The organism is Azospirillum sp. B2RO_4, assembly GCF_051124815.1.
Lineage (GTDB): Bacteria > Pseudomonadota > Alphaproteobacteria > Azospirillales > Azospirillaceae > Azospirillum.
Map to the genome: position 1 here is coordinate 203,454 of NZ_CP118487.1, position 25,737 is coordinate 229,190.

The window sequence follows — 25,737 nt, forward strand, 5'->3', positions numbered from 1 at the left end:
CGCAAGGCGGACCGGTCTTGCGGTCGGTACTTTGGCGAGCCGACCTTTGTTCGGATCGGAAGCTTGGCGGTCTGCGGGATATGCGATTCGAACCACGGGGCGGCGTGGCCGGAAAGCCGCACCACCCCGGTCGGACTTGGCCCCGCGACTCAGGCGTCGGCGAAGGCCATCGGCTGATGCGCGCGCGTTTCCTGCTGCCGCTCCGGACGGCTCGGCGGCTCGACCCAGGCGATGCGCAGGACGTTGGTCGATCCCGGCATGCCGAAGGGCACACCGGCGGTGATGACCAGCCGCTGGCCCTCATCAGCCAGCCCGTGGACATAGGCCAGCCGCGCCGCCTTGTGCACCATGTCGGAGAAGCTCTGCACATCCTCCGTCAGCACCGCATGGACGCCATAGGCCAGCACCATCCGCCGCGCGATGGCGGGGTTTTCGGTCAGGCAGAGGATCGGCACCTCCGGCCGCTCGCGCGCCGCCCGCAGGGTGGTGGAACCGCTGGTGGTGTAGGTGGCGATGGCCGCCGCCTTCACCGTGTGGGCGACCTGCCGGGCGGCGGCGGTGATGGCGTCCGATTCCGTCTGTTCCGGATCGGCATGCTGGGCGTCCATCAGCCCGCGGTACAGCGGATCGCCTTCCACCCGCCGCGCGATGCGGTCCATGATCGACACCGCTTCCACCGGATACTCGCCCGACGCGGTCTCCGCCGACAGCATGACGGCATCGGCGCCGTCGAACACCGCGGTGGCGACGTCGGACGCCTCGGCCCGCGTCGGGGCGGGGGCGGAGATCATCGATTCCAGCATCTGGGTGGCGACGATCACCGGCTTGCCGGCCAGACGGGCGGCGCGGATGATGCGCTTCTGGATCGACGGCACGTCCTCCGGGGGCATTTCCACGCCAAGGTCGCCGCGCGCCACCATGACGCCGTCCGACATCTCGACGATGCGGTCCAGATGCTGGATCGCCTGCGGCTTCTCCAGCTTCGAAAGCAGGGCGGCGCGGCCGGCGATCAGCTTGCGCGCCTCCGCCACATCCTCCGGCCGCTGGACGAAGCTCAGCGCCACCCAATCCACCCCCTGGTCGAGCGCGAAGTCCAGATCTGCGCGGTCCTTGGGCGTGAGCGGCGACAGCGGCAGCACCACGCCGGGAACATTGACGCCCTTGCGGTCCGACAGTTTCGTCCCCGACACCACAACGGTCTCGGCGTAATCGGCGCCGCAGGCGGTCACCCGCAGCCGCACCTTGCCGTCGTCCAGCAGCAGTTCGGCGTCCGGCACCAGGGCGGCGAAGATCTCCGGATGGGGCATGCCGACGCGGCGGGCGTCACCCGGCTCCGCCAGCAGGTCGAGGCAGAAGGGCTGCCCGGCGGTCAGCGTCACCGGCCCGTCGGCGAAGCGGCCCAGCCGTAGCTTCGGCCCTTGCAGGTCGGCCATGATGGCGATGGGGCGGCCGGTCTCCTCCTCCAGCGCGCGGATGGCGCGGACTCGCTCGCCGTGGTCCTGGTGGCTGCCGTGGCTGAAATTCAGGCGGAAGACATCGACGCCGGCCTCGAACAGGCGGCGGATCATCTCGGGCGAGGACGAGGACGGACCCAGCGTGGCGACGACTTTCGTCTGCCGGTAACGGCGGATCGGCTTGGCGGTGTTCATGGCGATAGGGACTCCGAGGGAGACGATGGGCGGCCGTGCAATGCGGATGGAGGCGGGCGGCGGGAATGCCGCCTCAGGCGACCCCGAACCGGTAGACGATGGACCCGGCGGTCCATTGGCCGGGACGCAGCACGGTCGAGGGGAAGGAGGGCCAGAAGGAGGAGAGGTTGACGGCGTTGGGGAATTTCGACGGCTCGGCGCAGAAGGCGCTGTGCTTCGTGTAGAGGATGCCGCCCTTGCCGACGTCCCGCGGGGCTTTGCCCTCCAGGAAATTGCCGGTGTAGAACTGCAGGCCGGGTTCGGTGGACAGCACCTCCAGCGTCCGGCCGCTGCCGGGATGCAGGAAGCGGGCATGAAGCACCGGTGCCGGGCCATTCGCCGGCCTGTCGATCACGTAATGCAGGTCATAACCCTTGCCGAGCGCCAGCATGGGGTCGTCGGCGTCGATGCGGGCGCCCAGCGCCGTGGGCGTGCGGAAGTCGTGCGGGGTGCCAGTGACGTCCACCATCTCGCCCGTCGGCACCGCGCTGTCGCTCAACGCCAGATAACGCCCGGCATGAACGGTGGCGACATGGTCGAGGATCGACGATCCCGGATCGCCCGACAGGTTGAAGAAGGTGTGGTCGGTGAAGTTGGCGATGGTGGTCTTGTCGGCCGCCACCGCGGTCCAGGCGATGGTCAGCGCATTGTCGTCGCCGACCGAATAGACCAGCCGTAGCGGCAGGGTGCCGGGAAAGCCCTCCTCGCCGTCCTGGAAGACATAGGTCAGTTCCAGGCTGGCCTCGTCCAGCTGCCGGGCGTCGAAGACGCGGAAGCGCGAGCCGCGCAGGCCGCCATGCAGGGTGTTGGGTGGGCTGTTCACCGCGGCCTGATGGGCGACGCCGTCCAGCGTGAAGCGCCCGTCGGGGATGCGCCCGCAATAGCGCCCGATGAAGGAGCCCATCGACGCCTGCCCGCCCATCGCCCCCTCGATCCCGTCATAGCCCTGGACGACGTCGCCCAGCGTGCCGTCGCGGTCGGGAACCAGGACCTGCTCGATCTTGGCGCCGTAATTGGTGATGCGCACCACCATGCCGCGGCGGTTGCGCAGGGTGAACAGATCCACCGGCTTGCCGTCGATGGTGGCGGAGAAATTCTCACGCTTGAGGTCGGTTGCCATGGTCCAGGCATCCCTGTGGAAGAGGTTAGTAAAAGCCGAGAAGCAGCAGCCCCAGAACCATCACCACGCGCAGGAGCAGTGCCGTCTCCAATGGGTCGGCGGTCATGACGGGGCCTCGCCGGATGGATCGTGGCTGTATTATACTAATATATTAGAGTGGAAAGCAAACCGCATCGGCATTCCGAACCCCCGCCGGACAGTTTGCCGCAGGCCAGGGACGCCATGATTGGTCCGGCGACGCCAACGCCCCTCGGCCGTCATTCCCAGAAGGATGGGCATGGCGGCGAGGGGCATTGGCCGGGTTTCAGCCGGTTTGTTTATTTGGCCTTGGCCGGCGTCCAGGCGCCCCATTCCTCGGGCGTCAGCTTGCCGTCCTTGTTCTTGTCGAACTGGTCGAACCGCGCACTGCGGCGATCCTTGGCAAGGTCGGTCATCGAACCGGGACCGCCGCGCGGCGCATCGACGAACTCCTTCCGGCTGATGGCGCCGTCCTTGTCGGCATCGAGCTGGTCGAACATCTGCTGGTGCATCGCACCGGTGCCGCCCATGCCTTTACCCGGACCCATGCCTTGGCCCTGGCCCATACCCTGGCCGCCCATGCCCTGACCCATGCCCTGACCCATCCCGGGACCCGGCCCGGGACCCGGCCCGGTCTGGGCAAGTGCGGCGCCGCCAACCAGCAGCCCGGTGCACAGCGCGGCAATGAGGAAGCGTTTCATCGGAACCTCCCGTCGAAAATCAGCACCCCCACGGCGATATTAGGCCTCTCTGATAAAATGGCGACCGCGCCAGCTTGTCGCAGGTCCGGGCCCGGTGCGACCTGCAATCTGGAATGCGCCCAACACGCAGCGCAACCCTCTGCCCCACCTCGATTTCATGGATGCAGTGCTGCGAGCCGACGCATGGCCGCGATGCCCCCGGCGCAAGGCCGTGCCCGCCTGTGACGACATGCCATACCGCCCGGCGATTGCCGTCGGCATGGCGTTGGCATTAGAATGCTCTGATGCACTATGGCGGGTGACGGCCATGACCATTGCATCGCCGGCGGACCCCCGACGCCCGAACACGGGCCTGTGGTTCGCGGCCACCCTGGCGGCACTGGCGGCCTGGGCGGCGCTTTACAGCCAGCTCGTTCCCCTATCCGGCTGGGTGGTTTCACACCTGCCGCTGGTTCCCGGCAGCGCGTCCGCCGAGTCCGTGCGCTTCTTCGTCTACGACACGCCGAAGGTGCTGATGCTGCTGACGCTGGTGGTCTTCGCCATGGGCGTCGTCCGCAGCTTCTTCTCGCCGGAGTGGACGCGGGCTCTGCTCGCCGGCCGGCGCGAGGGGATCGGCAACGTCGCCGCCGCCGGGCTGGGGATCGTGACGCCCTTCTGCTCCTGCTCCGCGGTGCCGCTGTTCATCGGCTTCGTGTCGGCCGGCGTGCCGCTGGGCGTGACCTTCTCCTTCCTGATCGCAGCGCCGATGGTCAACGAGGTGGCGCTCGGCCTGCTGTTCGCGCTGGTGGGCTGGCGGGTGGCGCTGGCCTATCTCGGCTTCGGGCTGGCGGTTGCCATCGTCGCCGGCTGGGTGATCGGCCGCCTGCATCTGGAAGGCTGGCTGGAGCCCTGGGTTCTGGCCGTGCGCAGCGGCGCCGCGGCTCCGCCGGAGGAGACGCCGTCCCCGGTCGACCGCATCCGCGCGGGCATCGAGGCGGTGCGCGACATCGTCGGCCGGGTTTGGGCGTGGATCGTCGCCGGCATCGCCGTCGGCGCGCTGATCCACGGCTATGCCCCGGCGGACCTGCTGGCGGCGATCATGGGGCGGGATGCCTGGTGGTCGGTTCCGGCCGCCGTCCTGCTCGGGATTCCGATGTATTCGAATGCCGCCGGCATCATTCCGGTGGTGGAGGCGCTGATCGGCAAGGGTGCGGCCATCGGCACGGTGCTGGCCTTCATGATGTCGGTCATCGCCCTGTCGCTGCCGGAGATGATCATCCTGCGCAAGGTGCTGACCGTCCGCCTGATCGCCCTGTTCGCCGGGGTGGTCGGGCTCGGCATCCTCGCCGTCGGCTTCCTGTTCAACTTCCTGTTCACCTGACCGGTGGAGGACGCGATGAGGGACGTGAAGGTGTTGGGCCCCGGCTGCAAGCGGTGCCAGACGACGGAGGACATGGTCCGGGCCGAGGCCGACCGCCTCGGCGTGCCGGTCCGGATCGACAAGATCACCGACTATGCGGCCATTGCCGGCTATGGCGTGCTGTCGACGCCGGGCGTGGTGGTGGACGGCAAGCTCGTCCATGCCGGCGGCCTGCCGAAGGCGGAGGACATCGCGCGCTGGCTGACGACGTAACCGCCGGCCAAGCCCCGTCACGCCGCCGGAAGCCGCAGCGTCGCCCGCAGCCCGCCCAGCGGCGAGGCGTCGAGCTGGATGTCGCCGCCATAGAGCCGCGCCACATCCCGCACCACCGCAAGGCCGAGCCCGGTCCCCGGCGTGCTCTCGTCCAGCCGCACCCCCGGCTCCAGCGCCGCCTCGCGGCAGTCGTCGGGCAGGCCGGGACCGTCGTCGTCCAGCATGACGGACAGCATGCCGCCGTCCTCCATTCGGCCTGTCACGTCGACCCGGCCGCGCGCCCATTTGCAGGCGTTGTCCAGCAGGTTGCCCAGCATCTCGTCCAGATCCTCGCGCTCACCGGCGAACAGCAGGCCGTCTGCGGCGACGACGCGGATGTCCAACCCCTTGTCCGAATGCAGCTTGCGCATCACCCGCGCCAACGCCGCGACGCAATCCGGCACCGGCGTGCTGATGCCCGGCACGCCGCGGGCGGCGGCGGCGCGGGCGCGGGCCATGTGGTGATCGACATGGCGGCGCATCAGCTCCATCTGCCGGATCATCGCCGCCCCCACCGCGCGCGCGTTGCGCTCGTCGAGCGTGGCGGCCTCGTTCGCCAGCACGGCGAGGTTGGTTTTCAGCGCGTGGGCCAGATTGCCGGCCTGCAGCCGTCCGCGCCCGACGGTTTCCTCCGCATGGGCCAGCAGCGCGTTCAGATCCTCCACCAGCGGCCGGATCTCCGTCGGCATCGCCACGTCGAAGCGCTTCTTCCGTCCGGCCCGCACCTCGGCCAGCGCGCCGCGCAGGCGGGACAGCGGCCTCAGCCCGATCTGCACCTGGATCAGCGCCGCGACGATCAGCGCCGCCGCCAACACCGCCAGCGACAGCGCCAGCGTCGTGTTGAAGGCGCGGGTGACGCCGGCCAGTTCGGCCCGGTCGGCGGCAACGGCGATGCGGATCGGCTGGGTTTGCTCAGGCGGCAGGACGAAGCGCTCCAACACGAACAGCGACTGGTTCGCCGGCCCCGCCGTTTCATGGCGGTGCAGCGACCCGTCCTCGCCCCGGTCGGCGGGTAAATCCAGCACGCTGTCCCACAGCGAGCGCGAGCGCAGCGGCGAATCCCCGCTCTCCCCGACCTGCCAGTACAGTCCCGACAGCGGCCGGCGGAAGCGCGGGTCGCTCAAGGGCTGGCGCAGCGCCGGCCTGCCGTCCGGCCCGATCTCCAGCACCGCCGCCAGCTGTTCCAGATGGTTGGCCAGTTCGGCGTCGAAGCGCTGGCGGACATGGGTGTGGAACAGGTCGGCGATGATCCATCCCGCCAGCATCAGCGCCAGCGCCACCCATACGGCCGCGCCGGCCAGCAGCCGGAAGCGCAGCGAGTCCGTCCATCTCATCGCCAGTTCCTATGCCCCGCCTTTACGGCTCGTCCGCCCGGTATCCCTGCCCGCGCACCGTCTTGATGACGTCCACCCCCAGCTTGCGGCGCAGGCGTCCGACGAAGACCTCGATGGTGTTGGAATCGCGGTCGAAATCCTGGGCATAGACATGCTCGATCAGTTCGGTGCGTGACACCACCTGCCCCTTGCGGTGCATCAGGTAGGACAGCACCCGGTATTCGAAGGCGGTCAGTTCGACCGGCTCGCCATCCACCGTGACACGTCCGCTGCGGGTGTCGAGCACGACGCCGCCGCAGGCGATCTCGGCGGTGGCGTGGCCCTTGGCGCGGCGGATCAGCGCGCGGACGCGGGCCAGCAGCTCCTCCATGCTGAAGGGCTTCGCCAGATAATCGTCGGCGCCGGCGTCAATGCCCTGCACCTTCTCGTTCCAGGCGTCGCGCGCGGTCAGGATCAGCACCGGAACGGCCATGCCCGCCCGCCGCCACGACCGCAGCACCGTCAGCCCGTCGATCTTCGGCAGCCCCAGATCCAGGATCACCGCGTCATAGGGCTCGGTCTCGCCCAGGAAGCGGCCCTCCTCGCCGTCGGCGGCGGTGTCGACGGCATAGCCTTCGCCCTCCAGCCGCTGTTTCAGCTGCCGGGCCAGTTCCGGCGTGTCTTCAACCACCAGCACGCGCATGGCCTCACCTCCCGTCGCCGTGGGACCGGTGGCGGCCCCTGGTCCGCAGCAGCTCGCCGGTGGCGGCGTCATAGTCCAGCTTCAGGATCCGGCCGTCCGGCGCGATCAGCTTCAGCTCGTAGCGGAAGCCGTCGTCCTCATCCTCCAGATCGACGTCGAGCACGTCGCCGCCGAACCGCTGCCGCGCGCTTTCTACGATGCGCTCCAACGGCAGGATTCGCCCCTCCCGCAGCGCGCTGCGGGCGCGCTCGTGGTCGTCGTCGGCACGGGCGCCGGTTCCTGCCGTCAACAGCAGGATGGGGAGAAGGAGCAATGCGGGACCGGTCCTCATGATCGACCTCTAAACCTGGGACAGCATCGCGCATCGGGGCCGCGCGATCGAACCAGCATATCGTCGCATCCCTGAACCGCCGCTGAATGGCCCCTCGATGGCCCCTCGATGACGGTCCACCGGATTTTTTCATCCTGAACGGCGGATGAACGGCCCGTTCAGGCTCGGCTCAGCCAGCGTGGAGCATTGTGCGGTCCATCGGGCGCTTCGACGCTCAACCCCGCACCACAGGTGATGTCATGCTGAAAGCCGCTACCCTCGCCACCCTCCTGACCGCCACCCTCGCCACCGCCGCTTTTGCCGGCGACCATCACCGCGGCGCCGCCTTCCAGCCGGCCAGCCCGCAGCCGATCGCCGACGTGGTGAAGGCCGGCGGCGGCACCGTGACCGGCACCGTGGAGAAGGTGGCGGCGAACTGGTTCGTCGTGTCCGACGGCAGCGACCGCATCGACGTCGCCAGCCGCGGCTTCCTGCCCGACGGCATCCAGACCGGCGACCAGATCACCGTCGTCGGCGGTGTCCGCCAGGGTGCGATCCAGGCCGGCCAGATCATCCGCCAGGACGGCACCGCCTTCGGCCGCGACGCCATGGGCAAGCATGAGGGCCGCCGTCATGGCCATGACAGCGACCGCGACGACGACTGAGCGGAGCCGCGCCATGCTGAAGAAGATGATCCTGCACACCCTGCTGACGGCCCTGATCGTCGGCGCCCTCGCCACCGCCTATCAGGCCAGGGCAGACGGCACCGCCGGCATCGCCGCCCTGCTGACCGGCGGCCTCAATCACGACGCCGGCCACGACGACTGACCCGCCTTCGGAAAGGGAGACCATTATGTCCGCCCGCAAGCCTTCCGCCGCCGAGATGACCGCCCTGCTGGCCTTCCACGCCATCGTCTCGGGCGCCTTCATCGTCGCTTACCTCACCGGCGACGAGGACACCTACGGCATGCATGTCTTCTCCGGCTATGCCGTCCTTGGCGCCATCGGCCTGCGGGTGGCGGCGGGGGCGCTGGCCCCGGCGGGCAGCCCGCTGCGCCTTCCCCGGCCGTCATTGGCAGCGGTCGCCGGATGGCTCCGCCGCCTGGTCACCGGCGACGCCAAGGCGAGGGCGGAGCGCAGCCCGCTGACCGCCTGGATGGCCGCCGCCCTGCTGATCGGCGTCGGGGTGGCGGCGGCGACCGGCGCCGTCGCCGACTTCTTCGTCAAGGTCGAGCATCTGCACAAGGAGATCGGCGAGGCCTCCCTCTTCCTCATCCTGGCGCACATCGTCCTGGTCTTCGCGCTGCATGGCCTGAAGCGGATTCCATCCGATGTCGCGTCCCGCTGCACCGCGTGGCTGTCCACCATTTCCAACCGGGTGATTCCATGAGACCGACCAGACCGACCAGACCGACCGGACCGATCCTCCTGCTTGCCGCCGCGGTGTCCCTGGGGGCCGGCGTCGCCCTGGCGGCCTCCGGCGATCCGGAGCGTGCCCGCATCCTCGACGGCTATGCCGCCCAGGCGAAAGCGCAGACCCCCGGCTTCGCCGGTTTCTCGGCGGAGCGTGGGCGCGCGCTCTATCTCGGGCCGCATGCCGGCGGCAAGGTCGCCGACACCCCCGGCTGCGCCAGTTGCCACACCCGCGACCCGGCCGGAACCGGCCGCCACTACAAGACCGGGCGCGACATCCTGCCGATGGCGGTCTCCGCCAATCCCAAGCGCTTCACCGATCCCGCCGAGGTGGAAAAGCGGTTCGAGCGCGACTGCGTCAACGTCCTCGGCCGCGCCTGCACGGCGCAGGAAAAGGGCGACTTCATCACCTTCCTGTCGAACCGATAGCGAGCCGCCGATGTCCCCCAACCGCAGTTTCCGCCCGCTCACGGGAATCGCCGTGCTCGCCATGCTCGCAGCGACCGCCGGCGCTGCGCCCAACAACGCAGCTTCGGCCAGCGAGTTCGAACGGGTCCGACCGGTCACCCACGCCGCCACCCAAAAGGAATGCGGCGAGTGCCACATGGCCTTTCAGCCGGGCCTGCTGCCGGCGGCGTCCTGGACCCGCATCATGGACGGCCTGCAGGACCATTTCGGCGAGAATGCCAGCCTGCCTGCCGACACCGCCGCGGCCATCCGCAGCTATCTGACGCAGAATGCCGGCAGCGGCGACGGCCGGCTGATCCGCATCACCGAACAGCGCTGGTGGCTGCGCAAGCACGACTTTTCGCCGTCGATCTGGACGCGCAAGTCGGTCGCCGCCAAGAGCAACTGCGAAGCCTGCCACCGCACCGCCGCGCAGGGGCTTTATGAGGATGACTGAGCAGCTTGGAAGCAGCAATCCTCGCAACACCGCAAGAGTCCCCTCTCCCCCCCGGGGAGAGGGTTAGGGTGAGGGGGACGCACAGCGAGGATTCTCGAAAATCCACCCCGTGCATCGCCCTCACCCCGCCCCCCGGGGCGAAAGGGCGAACATGCGCGGATTGTCCCAGGTCGGTTGCCGGTCCTCGATCACCACCCGGTGGGGCAGGGGCGTGTCGCTCTCCACCGTCACTTCGACCCAGCGCGGCACCAACTCGTTGTTGACGTCGTCCAGGATGGCGACCGCCAGCGCCTCCAGCCCGTCGGAGAAGCCGGCGAACTCCGCCAGATAGGCCAGCACCGACGCCGGATCGGCCACCAGCAGGTCCGGCACCAGCCGAAGGGTCAGCCGGACCCCCGGCAGCGGCTCCCCGCGAAGTTCGACCAGGAAGTCGTGGCGGGCGTCGGGGGAGGGGCGGGTGGTCAGACGCTCGCGCCTCATGCCGACACCCCCAATCCTGCCTGCCCCGCGCGGGTCAGCTTCACCCAGCTGCGCGCCCCCGACTGGAAGGACAAACCGCCGCTGTAGCCGACGGCCCGCACGCTGTCGGCGAAGACCTGGATCAGTTCCACCCGCAGCTCCGGCGGCAGGGCGGCGTGGCTGCGCAGGATCAGGTCGAAATGGTTGGGCCGCACCAGACCGTCCAACTGCATCGGCCCGAAGCGGCTGAGGTCCAGATCGATGACGAAGCGGCTGCCCGGCTTGGAGCGTTCCTTGCCGCCGCCCTCCTCGTCCTCCTTCAGCGGATGGACATGCAGCTTGATCGGCTTCGGCCCGTTGGCGTCCATCAGCGGGATGGTGTAGCTGCGCCAGTCGCCCGGCAGCGGTTCCGCCGCCTCGCGGCGCAGACCGTCGAAATCCTTCTCCAGCCGCTCCAGCAGGTCGCGCCGCCCGGCCTTGTCGAGGGCGCCGGCCGCGTCGTCGCCCAGCCAGCCCGCCGCGTCGCCGCCGCGCATCGCCGCCAGGAAGAATCCGATCGCGGCGGTCAGCTTGCGGTTCGGCTGCGGCATCGTCGCCAGCATCGACTTGGCGAGCGCCGGATCGGCCGCCGCCAGTGTCGCCATCAATTGCCGCATCGCCGGCCAGTCGCGCCCGTCCAGCGGACCCGGCGGGCCGGGCAGGGTGGGACCCGCCGCCTGCATCGCCTGGGTGAGGTCGGTCAGCGCCGCTGTCACCTTGGCCCCCGGCGGCAGGCTGGCCGGGACGTTCAGCGCCAGCATGCCCTGCCTGGTCGCCAGGATCGGCTGTCCCTGCGGTGTGCTGCCGGCCACCGTGCCGCGCAGGATGGGCGTGTCGGGCGGCAGCGCCGCCTCGTCCGGCTCGGGGAGCGATTGCGGAGATGATTGCCCGCCGGATTGCTGGCCCGGCTGGCTCCCCGCCTGCCCGTTGCGTCCACCGGCTTCCGGATCGCCGGGCGGGCGCGGCTGTTGCGGCGGCGGGGTGATGGTCAGGATCTTCAGCGCCACCGTGGCGCCGCGCGGCAGGTCGGGCGGCTCGGCATTGCCGGCGGTCTCGGCGGGCGGTTTGGGCATGGCCGGCGTTTCGGCGCCGGGATGGGCCGCATCGCCGCCCAGTTGGACCGGCGTGCCGAAGGTGGCGCTGCCGCCGCCCATGGTTGGAGCAGGCGTCGGTGAACCGCCCATCGGCGCGGCCGGCGTTCCGGTGGTCGGAGCCTCGGGCTTCGCCGGGCCGGGAGTACCAGCGGCCGGCGTGGCGGGTGCACCCTGCGACGGCGTCGCGGCCGGAGCCGACGGCTTGGCGCCCGACCCGCCGGCCAGAACCAGCGCCGGCACGACGGTGCCCGGCAGCAGCGGCGGCAGGTTGGTCGGAACTGTCGCCGCCGTCGGGGTGGGCAGCAGGACGGCGGGCGCCGCCCCGCTTCCGGCCGCCGGGGTCGGCGTCGTCCCCCCGGTCTGCGGCGCGGCCGGATTCCCCACTGTGGGATTGCCCAGCGATTGCAGCAGGATCAGCGCCGTCGGCTTGGCCGGCAGGGCGGTGGTGGGCGAACTCGTATTCCCGGGCGTGATCTGCACCGTGACCTGCTTGTCCGGCGGCAGCTCCGCCGCGCTGTCGAGCAGCAGTTCGCCCGCCGCGGTGCGCACGCGGGTCAGCCCCTCCGGCGTCTGGCCGGCGACGGTGCCGGTCAGCACCACCGGGCGGGTGACCTCCGGCAGCCGTTCTGGAAGCTGGACGACCGTGGCCTCGGCGGTGACCGGGGTGGGCGCGGCGGGGGCTGCCGCGGCGGTGGCGGCGACAGGCGTGACCGACGGTGGGATCGCCCCGCCCATCCTTGTCCCTACTCCCGGCCCTTACTTGGCGCCGGCGAGCAGCCGCTGCACGATCGCCTCGACGTCGCGGGCCGCATCGCTGGAGGGCGAGCGGGTCAGCAGCGGGGTCTGGTTGCGGATGGCGTCGCGCACCTTCAGGTCGCGGCGGATGATGCCCGCCAGCGCCGGCTTGTATTTCAGGAAGTTCTGGCAGGCCTTCAGGATGGTGCCGTAGGTGCGCTCGCCGTCCTTCACGCTCTGCGCCATGTTCACCACGATCCGCAAATCGGCGGACGGGTTGGTGGCGTGGGTCAGCTTGATGAAGGCATAGGCGTCGGTCAGCGAGGTCGGCTCGTCCGTCGTCACCACCAGCGTGGTGCCGGCAGGACCCGACAGGGTGCGCACCGTGCGGTCGACGCCGGCGCCCATGTCCATCACCACCCGGTCATAGCTCTTCGCCAGTTCCAGCAGGTCGTTGCGCAGGCCAGACAGCCGCTGGCTCGGCAGCTGCGCCAGCGTGCCGGACCCCGACCGGCCGGCGATGATGTCGAAACCGGTGTCGGGGAAGCGCTGCGCGGCCTTGGCCAGCGTCACCTCGCCGTTGATGACGGCGCCCAGATCGTTCTTGGGCGAGAAGCCCAGCTGGATGTCGACGTTGGCAAGGCCCAGATCGCCGTCGAACAGCAATGTGTTCATGCCCGCCTTGGTCAGGGCATGGCTCAGCGTGATGGAGAACCACGTCTTGCCGACGCCGCCCTTCCCGCTGGCCACGGCGATGACGTTGGCGCCGCGCAGCGGGCGAACGTTCTTGAGGGCGGCCGGGAACACCGGATCGGTCATGGCAGGGTCCTCGACGAGGGGGAACTGGCGGCCTTAGCCTTGGTTGCGGATTTCTGGGTTGCGGGTTTGGACGGCTTGGCGGCGGCGGCCCTGCGCGGTGGCGGCGGTGGCGGTGCCGGTTCCAACTCCGGCTCGTCGTCCTCCGGCTCATAGCCCCGGCCGAACTTAGGCTTGCGCTCGGGCCGATGGGCCGGCTCATGATCCGGCTCGTGATCGGGCTGGCCGTCTTCGCCGATGTCGTCGTCCTCGTCCCATGCCGGGGTGCGGGCGGCGCGGCGCGGCGCGGGTTCCTTCACGGCGGGCGCCTTCTCTTCCGCCGGGATCATCATGCGGGCAAGCGCCAGCGGGTTCAACGCCGTCAGCCCCTCCGCCACCTTGGAGGAGATGCTGGCGTCGCAGAAGGACAGCCGGGCGCGCGCGGCGATGGCCAGCACGCTGCCCAGCCGGCGCGCGATGTCCAGCCGGGTCACCAGCATGCGCCGAACGCCGACCGCCTTGAAGGCCAGCGCCATGTCGGCGGCCTCCATCGCGTCCAGCCCGGCCGGCAGCACCAGCACCGGCTCGACGTCGCCGGCGGACAGCATCGCGCGCAGATCCTGCATGTCGTCGGCATCGAACGGGTTGCGCCCGGCGGTGTCGACCAGCACGAGGTCGGTGCGGCGATGCACTTCGAAGGCGCCGGCCAGTGCGTCGGGATCCTCCACCGTCGCCAGCTTCAGCTTCATCAGCCGGGTGAAGGCGGCCAGCTGGTCGACGCCGCCGGCCCGCACCGTGTCGGTGGTGATGACGCCGACCGAGCATTTGCGGAAGACCGCCCGCGCCGCCAGCTTGGCGGCGACCAGCGTCTTGCCCGATCCCGGCGGCCCGACCAGCGCCAAGGGCTTCACCGGCGCGCGGCCGTCGGGCAGCGGGTTGAAGGTGAAGAAGGAATCGAGCGCCGAGCCCAGCGCCAGCCGCGGATCCTCGGTGTCCAGCCCCGATGCCGCGTCGATCAGCTGTTCGGCCAGCGCCGCCGGCACGCCATGGCGCTGCAGGGCGTCGGCCACCACCTCGCCCACGTCGATCTCGGGTTCCACCGGCTTGGGCGGCGCCTTGCCCCGGCCGCCGCGCGCGGTGCCCGATGATTGGGCCGGCGGCAGGTCGTCCTCTTCCACCGCCGCCGTGACGCGCACGCCGCCGCCTTCCTCCTCGCGCGTGGCGACGATGATGGCGTCGTCGCCCAGCGACTGGCGCACCATCCGCATGGCGTCGGACATGGTCTTGGCGTGGAAGGACTTCAGCCGCATCGGCAGCGCCTTCCGTCAGCTAAGGAGGAGGGGACGGCACGCACCATCAGATCTGCCCCAGGGTCTTGATGCGGGCCTTCGGGTGGATCTCGTTCTGCGACATGACCACGGTCGCCGGCCGGAACCGCTCGACGATGGAGCGGACGAAGGGCCGGATCAGCGGGCTGGTCAGCAGTACGGGGCTCTCGCCCATCATGGCATGTCGCTCGAAGGTTTGACGGACGGAGGTGATGAACTGCTGCAGGCGGGACGGGGCCATCGTCAGCTGCCGGTCGTCGCCGTCGCCCACCAGCGATTCGGCGAACCCCTGCTCCCATTCGGGCGACAGGGTGACGAGCGGGATGAAGCCCATCTCGTTCGTGTTCGCGTCGCAGATCTGCCGGGCAAGGCGGGACCGCACATGCTCGGTGATCTGGGTGATGCTTCGGGTCTGGCTGGTCGCTTCGGATACCCCTTCCAATATGGTGGGAAGATCCCGGATCGAGACCCGTTCGGCAAGGAGATTCTGCAACACCCGTTGCAATCCGCCCACAGTGATCTGTCCGGGCACCACATCGGCGATCAGCTTCTGGTGTTCCTTGTCGGTCTCGTCCAGCAGCTTCTGCGTCTCGGTGAAGGACAGCAGCTCCGGCATGTTGTCTTTGATCAGCTCGGTCAGGTGGGTGGTCACCACGGTCGACGGGTCGACGACGGTGTAGCCCTTGAACAGCGCCTCCTCGCGGTAACCCGGCTCGATCCAGATGGCGGGCAGGCCGAAGGTCGGCTCCACCGTCTGTTCGCCGGGCAGGCTCATGGCGTCGCCGCGCGGGTCCATCACCAGCAGCATGTTGGGCCGGATGTCGCCGCGCCCGGCCTCGATCTCCTTGACGCGGATGATGTAGGTGTTGGGCGGAAGCTGCAGGTTGTCCTGGATGCGCACCGCCGGCATGACGAAGCCGACCTCGCCGGCGATCTGCCGGCGCAGGCCCTTGATCTGGTCGGTCAGCCGGTGGCTGCCCGCCTGCGGCTGGTTGATCAGCGACAGCAGGCCATAGCCCAGCTCCAGCCGGATCAGGTCGATCGACAGCGCGGTGGAGATCGGTTCGTCCGGCGCCGGCCCGGCGCCAGGCATTCCGCCCGGCGCCCCGCCGGCCGCCGCCGCTTCCTCCGCCGCCGCGGCCTCTTCCGCGTCCTTCCTGGCGCGCAGGCGCGGCATGTACCAGGCGGCGAAGCCCACGGCGCCGATGACCGGGGCCAGCGTCAGGATCGGCATGCCCGGCAGCAGGGCCAGCACGCCGACGGCGCCGGCCGCCAGGGCCAGCGCCTGGCTGTGGCCGGTCAGCTGGCCGACCACCGCCTTGTCGGTGGAGCCGCCCATGCCGGCCTTCGACACCAGGAAGCCGGCGGAGATCGAAATCACCAGCGCCGGGATCTGCGACACCAGACCGTCGCCGATGGTCAGCTTGGTGAAGGTGTCCAGCGCCGTCATCACCGGCATGTCGTGGCGCAGAACCGCGATGGTCACGCCGCCGAGGATGTTGATGAACATGATCATCAGGCCGGCGACCGCGTCGCCCTTCACGAACTTCGACGCACCGTCCATCGAGCCGAAGAAGGCGCTTTCGTCCTCCAGCTCCTTGCGGCGCGCGCGGGCCGTGCCCTCGTCGATCATGCCGGCCGACAGGTCGGCGTCGATGGCCATCTGCTTGCCGGGCATGGCGTCCAGGGTGAAGCGCGCCGCCACTTCGGCGATGCGGCCCGAACCGGCGGTGATGACCTTGAAGTTCACGATGGTCAGGATGGCGTAGATGATCACGCCGATGACGAAATCGCCGCCCATGACCAGACTGGCGAAGGCCTCGATCACATGGCCGGCGGCCGACGTGCCCTCATGCCCCTGCGTCAGGATCAGGCGCGTCGAAGCCATGTTCAGCGACAGGCGCAGCAGCGTGGTGATCAGCAGGATCGTCGGGTAGGACGACAGCTCCAGCGGCTTGGAGATGAACAGCACCACCATCAGGATCAGGATGGAGATGGTGACGTTCAGCCCCAGCATCATGTCGAGCATGACGGCTGGCAACGGCATGATCAGCCCGACCACGACGATCAGGATGCCGATGGCCATCGCCACGTCGCCGCGCTTCAGCGACGACTTGGCGACCGACCACATCTCGCCGAAGGCGGCCATGTTGCCGGGGCCACCGCTCCCGCTGCCGCCCCCGCCGCTATTCTGCTCCGTCAGCGCCATGGATGCTCCCGCCGCTCAATCCTGCCGCACATGGCTCCGGACCGCACGCGCCGTCAGGCCGTTGCCCGTTCGTCGTTGCCCGGGGTGGGCACGCTACGGCCCTCGTCGCCATACTGCTTCAGCTTGTTGCGCAGCGTGCGGATCGAGATGCCCAGGATGTTGGCGGCATGGGTGCGGTTGCCCAGGCAGTGGGTCAGCGTCTCCAGGATCAGGTCGCGCTCGACGTCCGCCACCGTGCGGCCGATCAGCGCCGCCAGACCGGCGCCGCTGGTCCCGGCGCTGGCCGCTGCCGCCGCGCTGCTGTTGGCCGCCATGCCATAGGGGCCCGGCTTGCCGCCCTTCGGCGGGCCGTAGCTGGTCGGCAGAGCACCTTGCGGTGGAACCACCAGCGGAGCGGACGGCTGCTGCGGCTGGGCCGGAGCCGCCGGAACCGTGCCGGCCGGGCCGGCGAACGGGTTGGCGACCGGCGAGTCGGTGGGGATGGAGGCCTGGGCGCTGCCTTCCGGCGCCAGCAGCTTGCTGGTCAGCATGATCGCTTCCGGCCCGACCTCTTCCCCGCGCGACAGCAGGACGGCGCGGTGCATGGTGTTTTCCAACTCGCGCACGTTGCCGCGCCAGTGATGCGCCTTCAGCATCAGCAGCGCGTCCTCGGTCAGGCGCTTCTCGCCCAGCCCGTTGGCCTCCGCGTATTTCTTCAGGAAATGCTCGGCGATCATCGGGATGTCGGCCGGGCGTTCGCGCAGGGACGGGATCGCCACGCTGAACACGTTCAGGCGGAAATACAAATCCTCGCGGAAATTGCCGGCGCGGACCTCCGCCTCCAGATTGCGGTTGGAGGTGGCGATCAGACGGACATTGACCTTCACCGGCTGGCTGGAGCCGATGCGGTCGATTTCCTTCTCCTGGATGGCGCGCAGCAGCTTGGCCTGCAGGCGCGGATGCATCTCCGACAGCTCGTCCAGCAGCAGGGTGCCGTTGTTGGCCTCCTCGAACTTGCCGAGACGGCGGGCGACGGCGCCGGTGAAGGCGCCCTTCTCGTGGCCGAACAGCTCCGATTCCAGCAAATTCTCCGGAATGGCGGCGCAGTTCACCGCGACGAAGGGCTCGCCTGACCGCCGGCTCTTGCGGTGGATGAAGCGGGCCATCAGCTCCTTGCCGGTGCCGCTCTCGCCGGTGATCATCACCGAGGCGTCGCTGGGCGCCACCTGCTCGGCCAGCCGCAGCGTCGCCAGCATGGCGGGGTCGCTGCAGACGATGGAATGGCTTTCCTCGGCAACCGCCTCCAGAACCGCGGCGATCAGCTCGGCATTGGGCGGCAGCGGCAGGTACTCCTTGGCGCCGGCGCGGATGGCGCGCACGGCGGCCGCCGCATCGGTGCCGATGCCGCAGGCGACCACCGGGATGGTGATCCGCTCCGACTTCAGGCTGTCGATGAAGGTGGCGATGTCCAGCTTGACGTCGATCATCACCAGATCGGCGCCGGCGGCGGCACGCAACGCGTTCAGCGCCCCTTCGATGCTGTCGGTGTGCGACACCTTGGCCCCCCGCTTCATGGCGATCTTGCCGGCGGCGGTGATGTAGCCTTCCAACGTTCCAACGATCAGCAGACGCATAGCCTTACGCTCCCACTCTCGGGGCTTCCCGGTCGAAATACTGGATCCGCTTTCCAGGCGGCAGGACGGCGTTCAGGAGCATCTCCAGACGCCGCGGATTCTCCTGGCGCGCGATGGACACGGCGCCAATGGTGTAAAGGGTCTTGACCAGCGCGTCCTCCTCCGCCGCCCGCTCCACCTTGGCGGCGAGCGGGGCGAGGACGACGTTGCCGAGCACGGCCCCGTAGAAGGTCGTCAGCAGCGCCAGCGCCATCGCCGGGCCGATGGCCGACGGGTCGCTCAGGCTGCCCAGCATCTGCACCAGACCGACCAGCGTGCCGATCAGCCCCATCGCCGGCGCCACTTCGGAGGCGCGGCGCAGAACGCCGGCGCTCTTGCCGTGGCCGCCGGCGGTCGCCTCGACCTCGCCGGTCAGCATCCGCTCGATGGCGTCGGGCGGCAGGCCTTCGGTGATCAGGGTGACGCTGCGGTGCAGGAAGGGTTCGCCGCGCAGTTCCGGCAGGACGTTGCGCAGGGTCTCCGGCCCGGCCCGGCGTGCGGCCTCGGCCAGCAGGATCACCTGCCGCGCCACGCCCTTGGGGTCGAGCGTCTGGTGGACCAGCACCGCCGCCGCGTTCCTCCAGGCCACCGCCACGTCGCCCAGCGAGAAGGAGGCGGTGGTGACCGCCAGCGTCCCGCCCAGCACGATCAGCAGCGACGGCGGATCGAGGAAGGCGCGGGCCGAACCGCCGGTGGTGATGGCGATCAGGATCACCGCGGCGGCGGCGGCCAGCCCGACCAGCGTCGCCACGTCCAGCCCGCCGCGCAGCCGCACGCTCCGCCCCGGCGCGGTCGCGCCGGTGGGAGCCTGCTCCGCGGTACGGGCGCCGCCGCCGGCTGCGGCGGTCTTGGCGCGGGACGCTGCGCTGTCGGACGAAATCGCCATCAGCCCCGGTCCGACTTGATGATTTCCGTCATGGTCACGCCCAGCCGGTCCTCCACCACCACCACCTCGCCGCGGGCGACCAGGCGGTTGTTGACGTAGATGTCGATGGCCTCGCCGACCTTGCGGTCCAGCTCCACCACCGCGCCGCGGCCCAGCTTCAGCAGCTGCGCCACCTGCATGGTCGATTTGCCCAGCACCGCGGAGATCTGGACGGGGATGTCGTACACCGCCTCCAGATCCTTGGTGATTCCGGGGCTGGCATAGTCGTCGCCGTCGCCACCCTGCAGATCGTTCAGCGAGAAATTGTCGCTCGGCATGTCGGTCTCGGACCTCCTTCATTCCGGACACCCCTTAGACGGGGGCCGGAGCCTCCAGCATGTGCGCGGCGCGGCGTTCGATTTCGGCCAGCAGCTGGGCGGTGTCCCGCTCCATGCCGCCTTCGGCCCATTCGATGCGGCAGCCGCCGGGGGCGACCGACGGGTCGCCGATCACCATCAGCTTGGCGCCGAAGCCGCGCGCGCCCACCGTTTCCTCCAGATGATCGCGCACCAGACCCATCGTGTCCTCCGCCACCCGGATGACCAGCCGCGGCTCGTCGATCAGGTCGGTCAGGCAGGCGCGGACCATGCCCTCGACCTCGACCATGCCGCCGCGCCGCGCCCATTCCGGCAGCAGCTTGCGGACGATGGCCATCGCCAGATGGACCGGCTGCTCGCTGCGCGCGGCGTTGCCGGCCTCGCGTTCCGCCAGCAGCCGCTGCACCCCGTCGGCGATCTGCGTGAGCGCGTTGGCGATGCGGTTGTTCACCGTCGCCTCGATCTCCGCCTTGCCGCGCTCGTAGCCGGTGTTCTGCCCGGCGGCCATGCCGTCGGTGAAGCCCTTGCCGTAGCCGGCGGCGGTCCCTTCGGACTTGCCGGCCGCCATGCCCTCCTCGTAGCCCTGGGCGCGGGCGGCGGCCAGCTCCTCCTCGCCGAAGGTCGGGGCGGGCGGCAGTTCCGGCTCCTGCTCGGGTTCCGGATGGGCCGACAGCTCGTCCTCGGGCAGCAGGTCGTCGTCCTCCACATGGGTCATGCGGGGGACGGCGTCCACGTCGAAGGACTCGTCGAAGAGGAATTTGCGCACGCTCATCGCCGCGACCCTCCCTCAAACACTGTGCAAACGGAGGCCGGCATCGCTCAGCTCTCCTGATACAGCCAGTTGCGCAGGATGGAGACCGCCTCTTCCGGATGCTTGTCGACGATCTCGCCGACCTTGCGCAGGGAGGACGCGCGGACGCGGCCTTCCACCCGGTTGATGTCGATCATCTGCTCCAGCTCCTCGTCGGCCTGCGCCGCCTCCAGCGCCAGATCCTGGGCCAGCGCGCCGGTGGGGGCGGCGAGCGCGGCCGGCATGCCGGCCTGATCGGTCAGCAGGCGGTCCATCTCGTCCTCCTCCTGCATCTCCGCCTTCTCGAAGGCGCGGGAGATCAGCGGGCGGATGACCAGCAGGATGATGAGGACGGCGACGATGCCCAGCACGACCATCTCCGCGATGCGGAACAGGTCGTCCTTGGTCATGCCCATGAACAGCTCTTCGGGCTTCTGGATGTCGTCATCGGGCGACCAGAAGCGCATGTTCACCACTTCCAGCGAGTCGCCGCGCACGGCGTCCAGCCCGACGGCGGACCGCACCAGCGCCTTGATGCTCTCGATCTCCTGCTCGCTGCGCGGCTGGTAGGTCGGCGCCCCGTCCTTGTTGTTCTGATAGGTGCCGTCGACCAGCACGGCGACCGACATGCGGCGCACCTGTCCCGCCTCGCGGACATGGGACTTGGTGGTCTTGGTGATCTCGTAGTTGATCGTCTCTTCGGCGCGCGACGACTTGTTGGAGGACAGCGGGCTGGCGCTGCTGCTGGCCTGCGCCGTCGGCAGGTTCTGGTCCACCGTCACCGGGGCCAGCGGGTCGCGGTCGCTGCTCTCGTTCGACTCGTTGACGGTCTGGGTCGAGCGGACGACCTGGCTGTCCGGATCGAAGATTTCCGACTGGGTGGTGATGCGGTCGAAGTCGAGGTCGGCCGACACCTCCGCCCGCACCTTGCCGTAGCCCAGCGTGCGGCCCAGCAGATCCTCGATGGTGCGGGCCATCCGGCCCTCATAGGCCTGCTTCTTTTCCTCCGCGCTCGCCATCATCGCTTCGGCGGTGTCCGTGCCGGTGCCGCGTGCCAGCAGGTTGCCCTTGTCGTCGACGATGGAGATGCGGTTGGGGTCCAGGTTGGGGACGGAGGCGGCGATCAGCTGCTGGATCGCCTGGATGTTCTCGCGGCTCAGCTTGGCGCCGGGGCGCAGCTTCAGGAAGACGCTGGCGGTCGCCGGGTTCTGCTGGCGGGCGAACAGCTCGCGCTTGGGCAGCACCAGATGCACGCGGGCCTGCATGACGCCGTTCAGCGTCTGCACCGTGCGCGCCATCTCGCCTTCCAGCGCGCGCAGGTGGTTGATGTTCTGCATGAAGCTGGTGGCGCCGAACCCCTCGCCCTTGTCGAACAGCTCGTAACCCACCGACCCGCCCGACGGCAGGCCCTGCGCCGCCATGCGCATGCGCATCGGCCCGACCTGATCGGCGGGGACCATGATCTTGGTGCCGGACTTGTCGACGCTGTAGGGGACCTTGGCCTCGTCCAGCTTCTTGGCGATGGCCGCCGCCTCCGTCTGCTGGAGGTCGGAATAGAGCAGCTCCATCTCCGGCGTGGACAGCCGGGTGGTCAGATAGACGAAGAATCCGATCAGCAGCAGCCCGACCCCGCCGATCGCCGCGAGGCGGGCGGGTCCGAGATTGCGCAAGGTCTGCAGCAGGTTGTTCACGCGCGGTCCCCGATCGGAAGTCTTCCCGGCATACTCTCCACACGTCTCCGTTTCGCGATTGCGAGACGGTTTGTGCAAGTTCCGCGCCGGGCATGCCTATGTCGGGGCATGCTGCGGTGTCTTGATGAAGAGAGGGTTAATCGGCGGCAGTTTTTGCCGGGCGCCCGGCAAATTATGCCTAGTGCCCCGCAAATGTTGCAGCCCTGCGGCGGCTGCGCCACGGTTGTCGCTGCAACCTTGGGTCACAATGCCGCAGCTTGGCCGGGGCGTGAGCGGTGCCGGCCGGCCGGCGCGACTGGGGGTAGGAGGATACCGCCCGATGCGCGAAAAGAGTGCGGTCCTATGACCAACCGGCCGGTTTTCGCGAACAATTCACTGTCCAAAAGAGGTATCTGGTCGAGCCGCGGTTGACATCGGCAGGTCTCGGTCATAGCTGAGTTGCATTCCATCCCCGCATTCGGCCGATTCGTCTTTCCCGGCGACGTCACTCCGCAGAATCGGCTGCCGGGAACCAGTACAGGATCGAAGGGGGAAGAGCCATGAAACGGCGTGGGCGCGAAAAGAAGGAAGGCCTGAACGAGGTCGATGTGTTCGTCGGCCAGCGCCTGCGGGAGCTGCGCATGCTCGCCGGCCTCAGCCAGAGCGACGTCGCCGCGGCGTTGGGTCTGACCTTCCAGCAATTGCAGAAGTACGAGCGCGGCTTCAACCGCGTGTCCTCCAGCCGCCTGTTCAAGCTGGGCCAGTTCTTCCGCGTGCCGGTTTCCGTCTTCTTCGAAGGGCTGGAGAACCGACAGCAGGCGGCCGAAGGCGGCGAGATGCCGGCGGCCGGCGGCGGCGAGGAGCAGGAGAACACGCTGCAATCGCGCGAGGCGCTGATGCTGGCGCGCTATTTCCAGAGCATCCGCGATCCGCAGATCCGCGCCGCCATCCGCGAGCTTGCCGAGCGCTGCGCCGAGCAGCAGGCCGACGGGACCGCCGTGTCGGGTGCCGCACCGGCGCCCAAGCGCGGCCGTGGCCGCCGTGCGGAACAGGGCGGCCACGCCTGATATCCCGACCGGTTGGACTCACGCAGGCAGTGTCAGGCCGGCTTCAGCCGCCGGTAATGCTCCAGGAAATCGGCCAGCGCCTCTTCCGGGCCGAGCGGCACGATGGCGGCCTCGTCCGGGTCGGGCAGGTCGCGCCAGTTGACGCGGTGCGGCGCGCAGAGGTCGCGCAGCTCGGTCGCCAACGCCCGCTGGTCGGCCAGCTTGACCGCCTTCGGCTCCGGATGGCGGAAGCCGAAGCGCAGGGCCAGCGCGCTCTTGATCGGCTCCACCGCCTGCCGGATGGCGTCGCGGCCGATCCGTACCTTCCACGGCGTCGGCCAGTCGCCGGTGAAGGCCTCCTCGCAATCATGCATCAGCGCGTCGTAGGCATAGCCCTGCGGCGCCAGCCGGCTGGCCAGGACGCAGTGCTGCGCCACGCTGAAGAAGCGCTGGGTGTTGCCGACGAAGCGGCACTGGTAGGCCAGCGGCCGGGCGATGTCCTCGATGTCGAAGGGGCCGAAATCCGGCCGCTCCAGATCGACGGTGCGGCCCGAGTAGGTGATCATCACCGCCGTCGGCTCGGGCACGTCGAGCAGATCGAACTGGTCGGGATGGGTGACGCGCGGCGACCCGCCGCGCCGCTTCGGCGCTGCTTTCTTCATGCCCCGAGTCTCTAGCAGATCGGTCCCGCGCCGCTCAACCGCGCGTAATCTCCCTCTCCCCGGGGGGAGAAGAGATACTTCCCGCCGGTTCGCGCACCAGGCTGCTGGTGGCGGCGACGGTGGTTTCCAGCAGGGGCAGCAACGCGGCGACCTTCTCCGTGTCGGCCGGGCTGTCGTTGATGGCGCGGGCGATGGCGGCCATGCGCGGGGTGCCGAAATTGGCGGCCAGCCCGGCCAGCGTGTGGGCCGCCTGCTTCAGCTCCTTCGGCCGGCCGGCCTGCAGGGCGGAGCGGATCGCCGTCAGCTCGCGCAGCGCCGTCTCCGGCAGCAGCTGCAGCATGCCGTCCAGCGCCTCGCCGCCCAGCGCCAGCCGCAGCTCCGCCAGCTTCACCCGGTCGACCAGCGGCAATGCCGAGAACTGCCCGCCCTCCGCCGGCGGGCGGCTGGGCATCGGCACCACGCGCCCGTCCTGCGGGCGGGTCGCCAGATCGATCAGCACGGCGTTCAGCTGGTCCCAGTCGATCGGCTTGGTCAGATAGGCGTCCAGCCCTGCGGCCAGATGGCCGTCGCGATGTTCCGGCAGGGCGTCGGCGGACAGCCCGACGATGGGGATGCGCGCCACCGGCCCATCCATCCGGCGGATCGCCCGTGCCGTCGACCGGCCGTCCAGCACCGGCATCTCCATGTCCAGGATCAGCGCGTCGTACTCGGCCGCCGTGACCGCGGCCAGCGCCGCCCGCCCGTCGGCCACCGCGTCGATCTGGTGGCCGATGCGGGTCATCATGGCGACGATCAGCATGCGGTTGATGTCGTTGTCCTCGGCCAGCAGCAGCCGCAGCGGCACCCGCGTCGGCTCCGGCAGGTCAGCCGCCGACAGCGCCGGCCGGGACCCGAGGTCGGCGGCCGGCTGCGCCTCCGCCAGCCGGCTGCGGATCGAGAATCGGAAGGTGGAGCCGCGGCCGGGCATGCTGGACACGGTGATCTCGCCGCCCATCGCCTCGACCAGCCGCTTGCAGATCGCCAGCCCCAGGCCGGTGCCGCCATATTTGCGGCTGGTCGACACGTCGGCCTGGACGAAGGCCTCGAACAGACGGGCGCGCTGCTCCGCCGTCATGCCGATGCCGTTGTCCTGCACCTCGAACCGCAGGGTGACGGCGGCATCCGACGCGGCCGGGGCGGCGGGCGGATCCGGCGACCACACCGCGATCTCGATGGCGCCGCGGTCGGTGAACTTGATGGCGTTCGACACCAGGTTGAACAGCACCTGCCGCAGCCGGGTCGGGTCGCCGCGGACGTGGCGCGGCGTGTCCTCGGCGATGGAGGCCGACAGGCTCAGCCCCTTGGCCGCCGCCCGCACCAGGAACAGCTGGACCACGTCCTCCACCAGCCGGGGCAGCGAGAAGTCGATCTCTTCCAAGGTCAGCTGCCCCGCCTCGATCTTGGAGAAGTCGAGCACGTCGTTCAGGATCGTCATCAGCGTGTCGGCCGACGAGCGCAGCGTCTTGACGAAGGCCTTCTGCTGGTCGTTCAGCCCGCTGCCCATCAGCAGGTCGCCCATGCCGATCACCGCGGTCATCGGCGTGCGCAGCTCGTGGCTCATCATCGCCAGGAATCGCGACTTGGCGCGGCTGGCGTTCTCCGCCGCGATGCGGGCGGCCTCCGCCTCCTCCCGCGCGCCGTCCAGCTTTTCGGCGAGCGCGAAGGTCTCGGCCGCCAGCTTGGTCAGCTTGTCCTCGGCGGCGCGCAGCTCCTCCTGCGACCGGCGGCTGTGGGTGACGTCGGCGCAGGAGCCGGCGATCCAGCGCGTGTTTCCGTCCGGCCCCGGCACCGGCCGCAGGTTCAGCGCGTTCCAGAAGGCGGTGCCGTCCTTGCGGTAATTCAGCACCTCCACCGACAACGGCCGCGCCTCGGCCAGCGCGGCGCGGATCGCCGCCGCCGTTTCCGGATCGGTGCCCGGCCCCTGCAGGAAGCTGCCGTCCTGGCCGATCACCTCCTCGACCGTATAGCCGATCATGTCGAGGAAGGCGCGGTTGCAATAGATGATCGGATGATCGGGGAGGGTGGCGTCGGACACGGCGATGCCGCCGCCGCCGGCCTCCACCACGGCGGCAAGCATCGCCGCGTCGGGCGAGCTGCCGAAGGGGGACAGGGGGGATGCGGGCGGCGGGGTCACGGGGGGAGCGGTCCTGATCGGT

General features: G+C 69.7%; 26 protein-coding genes. 8 read left to right on the top strand and 18 right to left on the bottom strand.

Features of this window, described 5'->3' with window-relative positions:
* Positions 1-149: 149 nt before the first annotated feature.
* The 3 genes from pyk to PWS46_RS18590 form a co-directional block, all read right to left on the bottom strand.
* Positions 150-1,649 carry a pyruvate kinase gene (gene pyk, locus PWS46_RS18580; protein ID WP_434622893.1) on the bottom strand — a complete coding sequence of 500 codons (1,500 nt, stop codon included), beginning with the start codon at positions 1,647-1,649 and terminating at the stop codon, positions 150-152.
* 73 nt (positions 1,650-1,722) lie between these two features.
* Entirely contained in the window at positions 1,723-2,808 is a 1,086-nt protein-coding gene (locus PWS46_RS18585) for an aldose epimerase family protein (RefSeq protein WP_434622894.1), read from the bottom strand.
* Between the two features lie 317 nt (positions 2,809-3,125).
* Positions 3,126-3,527 carry a hypothetical protein gene (locus PWS46_RS18590; protein ID WP_434622895.1) on the bottom strand — a complete coding sequence of 134 codons (402 nt, stop codon included), beginning with the start codon at positions 3,525-3,527 and terminating at the stop codon, positions 3,126-3,128.
* A gap of 307 nt (positions 3,528-3,834) precedes the next feature.
* Between PWS46_RS18590 and PWS46_RS18595 the strand changes: the two genes are divergently transcribed.
* Positions 3,835-4,887, top strand: coding sequence for a permease (locus PWS46_RS18595; protein WP_434622897.1), 1,053 nt, complete (start codon positions 3,835-3,837; stop codon positions 4,885-4,887).
* Between the two features lie 15 nt (positions 4,888-4,902).
* Positions 4,903-5,139 carry a thioredoxin family protein gene (locus PWS46_RS18600; RefSeq protein WP_434622898.1) on the top strand — a complete coding sequence of 79 codons (237 nt, stop codon included), beginning with the start codon at positions 4,903-4,905 and terminating at the stop codon, positions 5,137-5,139.
* A 17-nt stretch (positions 5,140-5,156) separates the two neighbouring features.
* Here PWS46_RS18600 and PWS46_RS18605 read toward each other — a convergent pair whose 3' ends face one another.
* The 3 genes from PWS46_RS18605 to PWS46_RS18615 are packed head-to-tail and all read right to left on the bottom strand — an operon-like array spanning position 5,157 to position 7,525.
* A complete protein-coding gene (locus tag PWS46_RS18605; protein ID WP_434622899.1) occupies positions 5,157-6,512 on the bottom strand; it encodes an ATP-binding protein in 1,356 nt (451 codons plus the stop codon).
* 22 nt (positions 6,513-6,534) lie between these two features.
* Positions 6,535-7,194 (bottom strand): response regulator, encoded by a 660-nt coding sequence (locus PWS46_RS18610; RefSeq protein WP_434622900.1) that lies wholly within the window; start codon positions 7,192-7,194, stop codon positions 6,535-6,537.
* A 4-nt stretch (positions 7,195-7,198) separates the two neighbouring features.
* Complete coding sequence (locus tag PWS46_RS18615) at positions 7,199-7,525, bottom strand: PepSY domain-containing protein (protein ID WP_434622901.1); 327 nt, start codon at positions 7,523-7,525, stop codon at positions 7,199-7,201.
* Positions 7,526-7,764: 239 nt separating this feature from the next.
* On the opposite strand from PWS46_RS18615, the gene PWS46_RS18620 reads away from it, so the two are divergent.
* Genes PWS46_RS18620 through PWS46_RS18640 form a run of 5 tightly spaced genes read left to right on the top strand, consistent with a single transcriptional unit; the run spans position 7,765 to position 9,821 of the window.
* The gene (locus PWS46_RS18620; RefSeq protein WP_434622902.1) at positions 7,765-8,169 is read left to right on the top strand and encodes a cytochrome c maturation protein CcmE; all 405 of its coding nucleotides are present in this window, start codon (positions 7,765-7,767) and stop codon (positions 8,167-8,169) included.
* Positions 8,170-8,182: 13 nt separating this feature from the next.
* A complete protein-coding gene (locus PWS46_RS18625) occupies positions 8,183-8,332 on the top strand; it encodes a hypothetical protein (RefSeq protein ID WP_434622903.1) in 150 nt (49 codons plus the stop codon).
* A gap of 25 nt (positions 8,333-8,357) precedes the next feature.
* A complete protein-coding gene (locus PWS46_RS18630) occupies positions 8,358-8,894 on the top strand; it encodes a hypothetical protein (RefSeq protein ID WP_434622904.1) in 537 nt (178 codons plus the stop codon).
* On the top strand, positions 8,891-9,346 hold the full coding sequence (locus tag PWS46_RS18635) for a DUF1924 domain-containing protein (protein WP_434622905.1): 456 nt from the start codon (positions 8,891-8,893) through the stop codon (positions 9,344-9,346). Before PWS46_RS18630 ends, PWS46_RS18635 begins: the two co-directional genes overlap by 4 nt.
* 10 nt (positions 9,347-9,356) lie before the next feature.
* Entirely contained in the window at positions 9,357-9,821 is a 465-nt protein-coding gene (locus PWS46_RS18640; RefSeq protein ID WP_434622906.1) for a diheme cytochrome c, read from the top strand.
* A 120-nt stretch (positions 9,822-9,941) separates the two neighbouring features.
* Here the strand turns inward: PWS46_RS18640 and PWS46_RS18645 are convergent, their stop codons facing one another.
* The 10 genes from PWS46_RS18645 to fliF are packed head-to-tail and all read right to left on the bottom strand — an operon-like array spanning position 9,942 to position 21,855.
* Positions 9,942-10,301, bottom strand: coding sequence for a hypothetical protein (locus tag PWS46_RS18645; RefSeq protein ID WP_434622907.1), 360 nt, complete (start codon positions 10,299-10,301; stop codon positions 9,942-9,944).
* Complete coding sequence (locus PWS46_RS18650; RefSeq protein ID WP_434622908.1) at positions 10,298-12,148, bottom strand: hypothetical protein; 1,851 nt, start codon at positions 12,146-12,148, stop codon at positions 10,298-10,300. The genes PWS46_RS18645 and PWS46_RS18650 overlap by 4 nt, the downstream gene beginning before the upstream one ends.
* 21 nt (positions 12,149-12,169) lie before the next feature.
* Positions 12,170-12,967: a MinD/ParA family protein gene (locus tag PWS46_RS18655; RefSeq protein WP_085083366.1), complete on the bottom strand. Its 798-nt coding sequence runs from the start codon at positions 12,965-12,967 to the stop codon at positions 12,170-12,172.
* A complete protein-coding gene (locus PWS46_RS18660; RefSeq protein WP_434622909.1) occupies positions 12,964-14,253 on the bottom strand; it encodes a GTPase in 1,290 nt (429 codons plus the stop codon). Before PWS46_RS18660 ends, PWS46_RS18655 begins: the two co-directional genes overlap by 4 nt.
* A gap of 46 nt (positions 14,254-14,299) precedes the next feature.
* Positions 14,300-16,480, bottom strand: coding sequence for a flagellar biosynthesis protein FlhA (gene flhA, locus PWS46_RS18665; RefSeq protein WP_434622910.1), 2,181 nt, complete (start codon positions 16,478-16,480; stop codon positions 14,300-14,302).
* A 53-nt stretch (positions 16,481-16,533) separates the two neighbouring features.
* Positions 16,534-18,093 (bottom strand): sigma-54-dependent transcriptional regulator, encoded by a 1,560-nt coding sequence (locus tag PWS46_RS18670; protein WP_434622911.1) that lies wholly within the window; start codon positions 18,091-18,093, stop codon positions 16,534-16,536.
* A 4-nt stretch (positions 18,094-18,097) separates the two neighbouring features.
* Complete coding sequence (locus tag PWS46_RS18675) at positions 18,098-19,018, bottom strand: motility protein A (RefSeq protein ID WP_434622912.1); 921 nt, start codon at positions 19,016-19,018, stop codon at positions 18,098-18,100.
* Positions 19,018-19,335: a flagellar motor switch protein FliN gene (gene fliN / locus PWS46_RS18680; RefSeq protein WP_085083374.1), complete on the bottom strand. Its 318-nt coding sequence runs from the start codon at positions 19,333-19,335 to the stop codon at positions 19,018-19,020. Before fliN ends, PWS46_RS18675 begins: the two co-directional genes overlap by 1 nt.
* A 34-nt stretch (positions 19,336-19,369) precedes the next feature.
* Entirely contained in the window at positions 19,370-20,146 is a 777-nt protein-coding gene (locus PWS46_RS18685; protein WP_434622913.1) for a FliH/SctL family protein, read from the bottom strand.
* Between the two features lie 47 nt (positions 20,147-20,193).
* Entirely contained in the window at positions 20,194-21,855 is a 1,662-nt protein-coding gene (gene fliF, locus PWS46_RS18690; RefSeq protein ID WP_434622914.1) for a flagellar basal-body MS-ring/collar protein FliF, read from the bottom strand.
* Between the two features lie 539 nt (positions 21,856-22,394).
* On the opposite strand from fliF, the gene PWS46_RS18695 reads away from it, so the two are divergent.
* The gene (locus tag PWS46_RS18695) at positions 22,395-22,901 is read left to right on the top strand and encodes a helix-turn-helix domain-containing protein (RefSeq protein WP_434622915.1); all 507 of its coding nucleotides are present in this window, start codon (positions 22,395-22,397) and stop codon (positions 22,899-22,901) included.
* A gap of 32 nt (positions 22,902-22,933) precedes the next feature.
* On the opposite strand, the gene PWS46_RS18700 is transcribed toward PWS46_RS18695, so the two are convergent.
* Both PWS46_RS18700 and PWS46_RS18705 read right to left on the bottom strand, forming a co-directional pair.
* Complete coding sequence (locus PWS46_RS18700) at positions 22,934-23,542, bottom strand: transcriptional regulator (RefSeq protein WP_109156451.1); 609 nt, start codon at positions 23,540-23,542, stop codon at positions 22,934-22,936.
* Positions 23,543-23,576: 34 nt separating this feature from the next.
* Positions 23,577-25,715 carry an ATP-binding protein gene (locus tag PWS46_RS18705; protein ID WP_434622916.1) on the bottom strand — a complete coding sequence of 713 codons (2,139 nt, stop codon included), beginning with the start codon at positions 25,713-25,715 and terminating at the stop codon, positions 23,577-23,579.
* Positions 25,716-25,737: the final 22 nt, after the last annotated feature.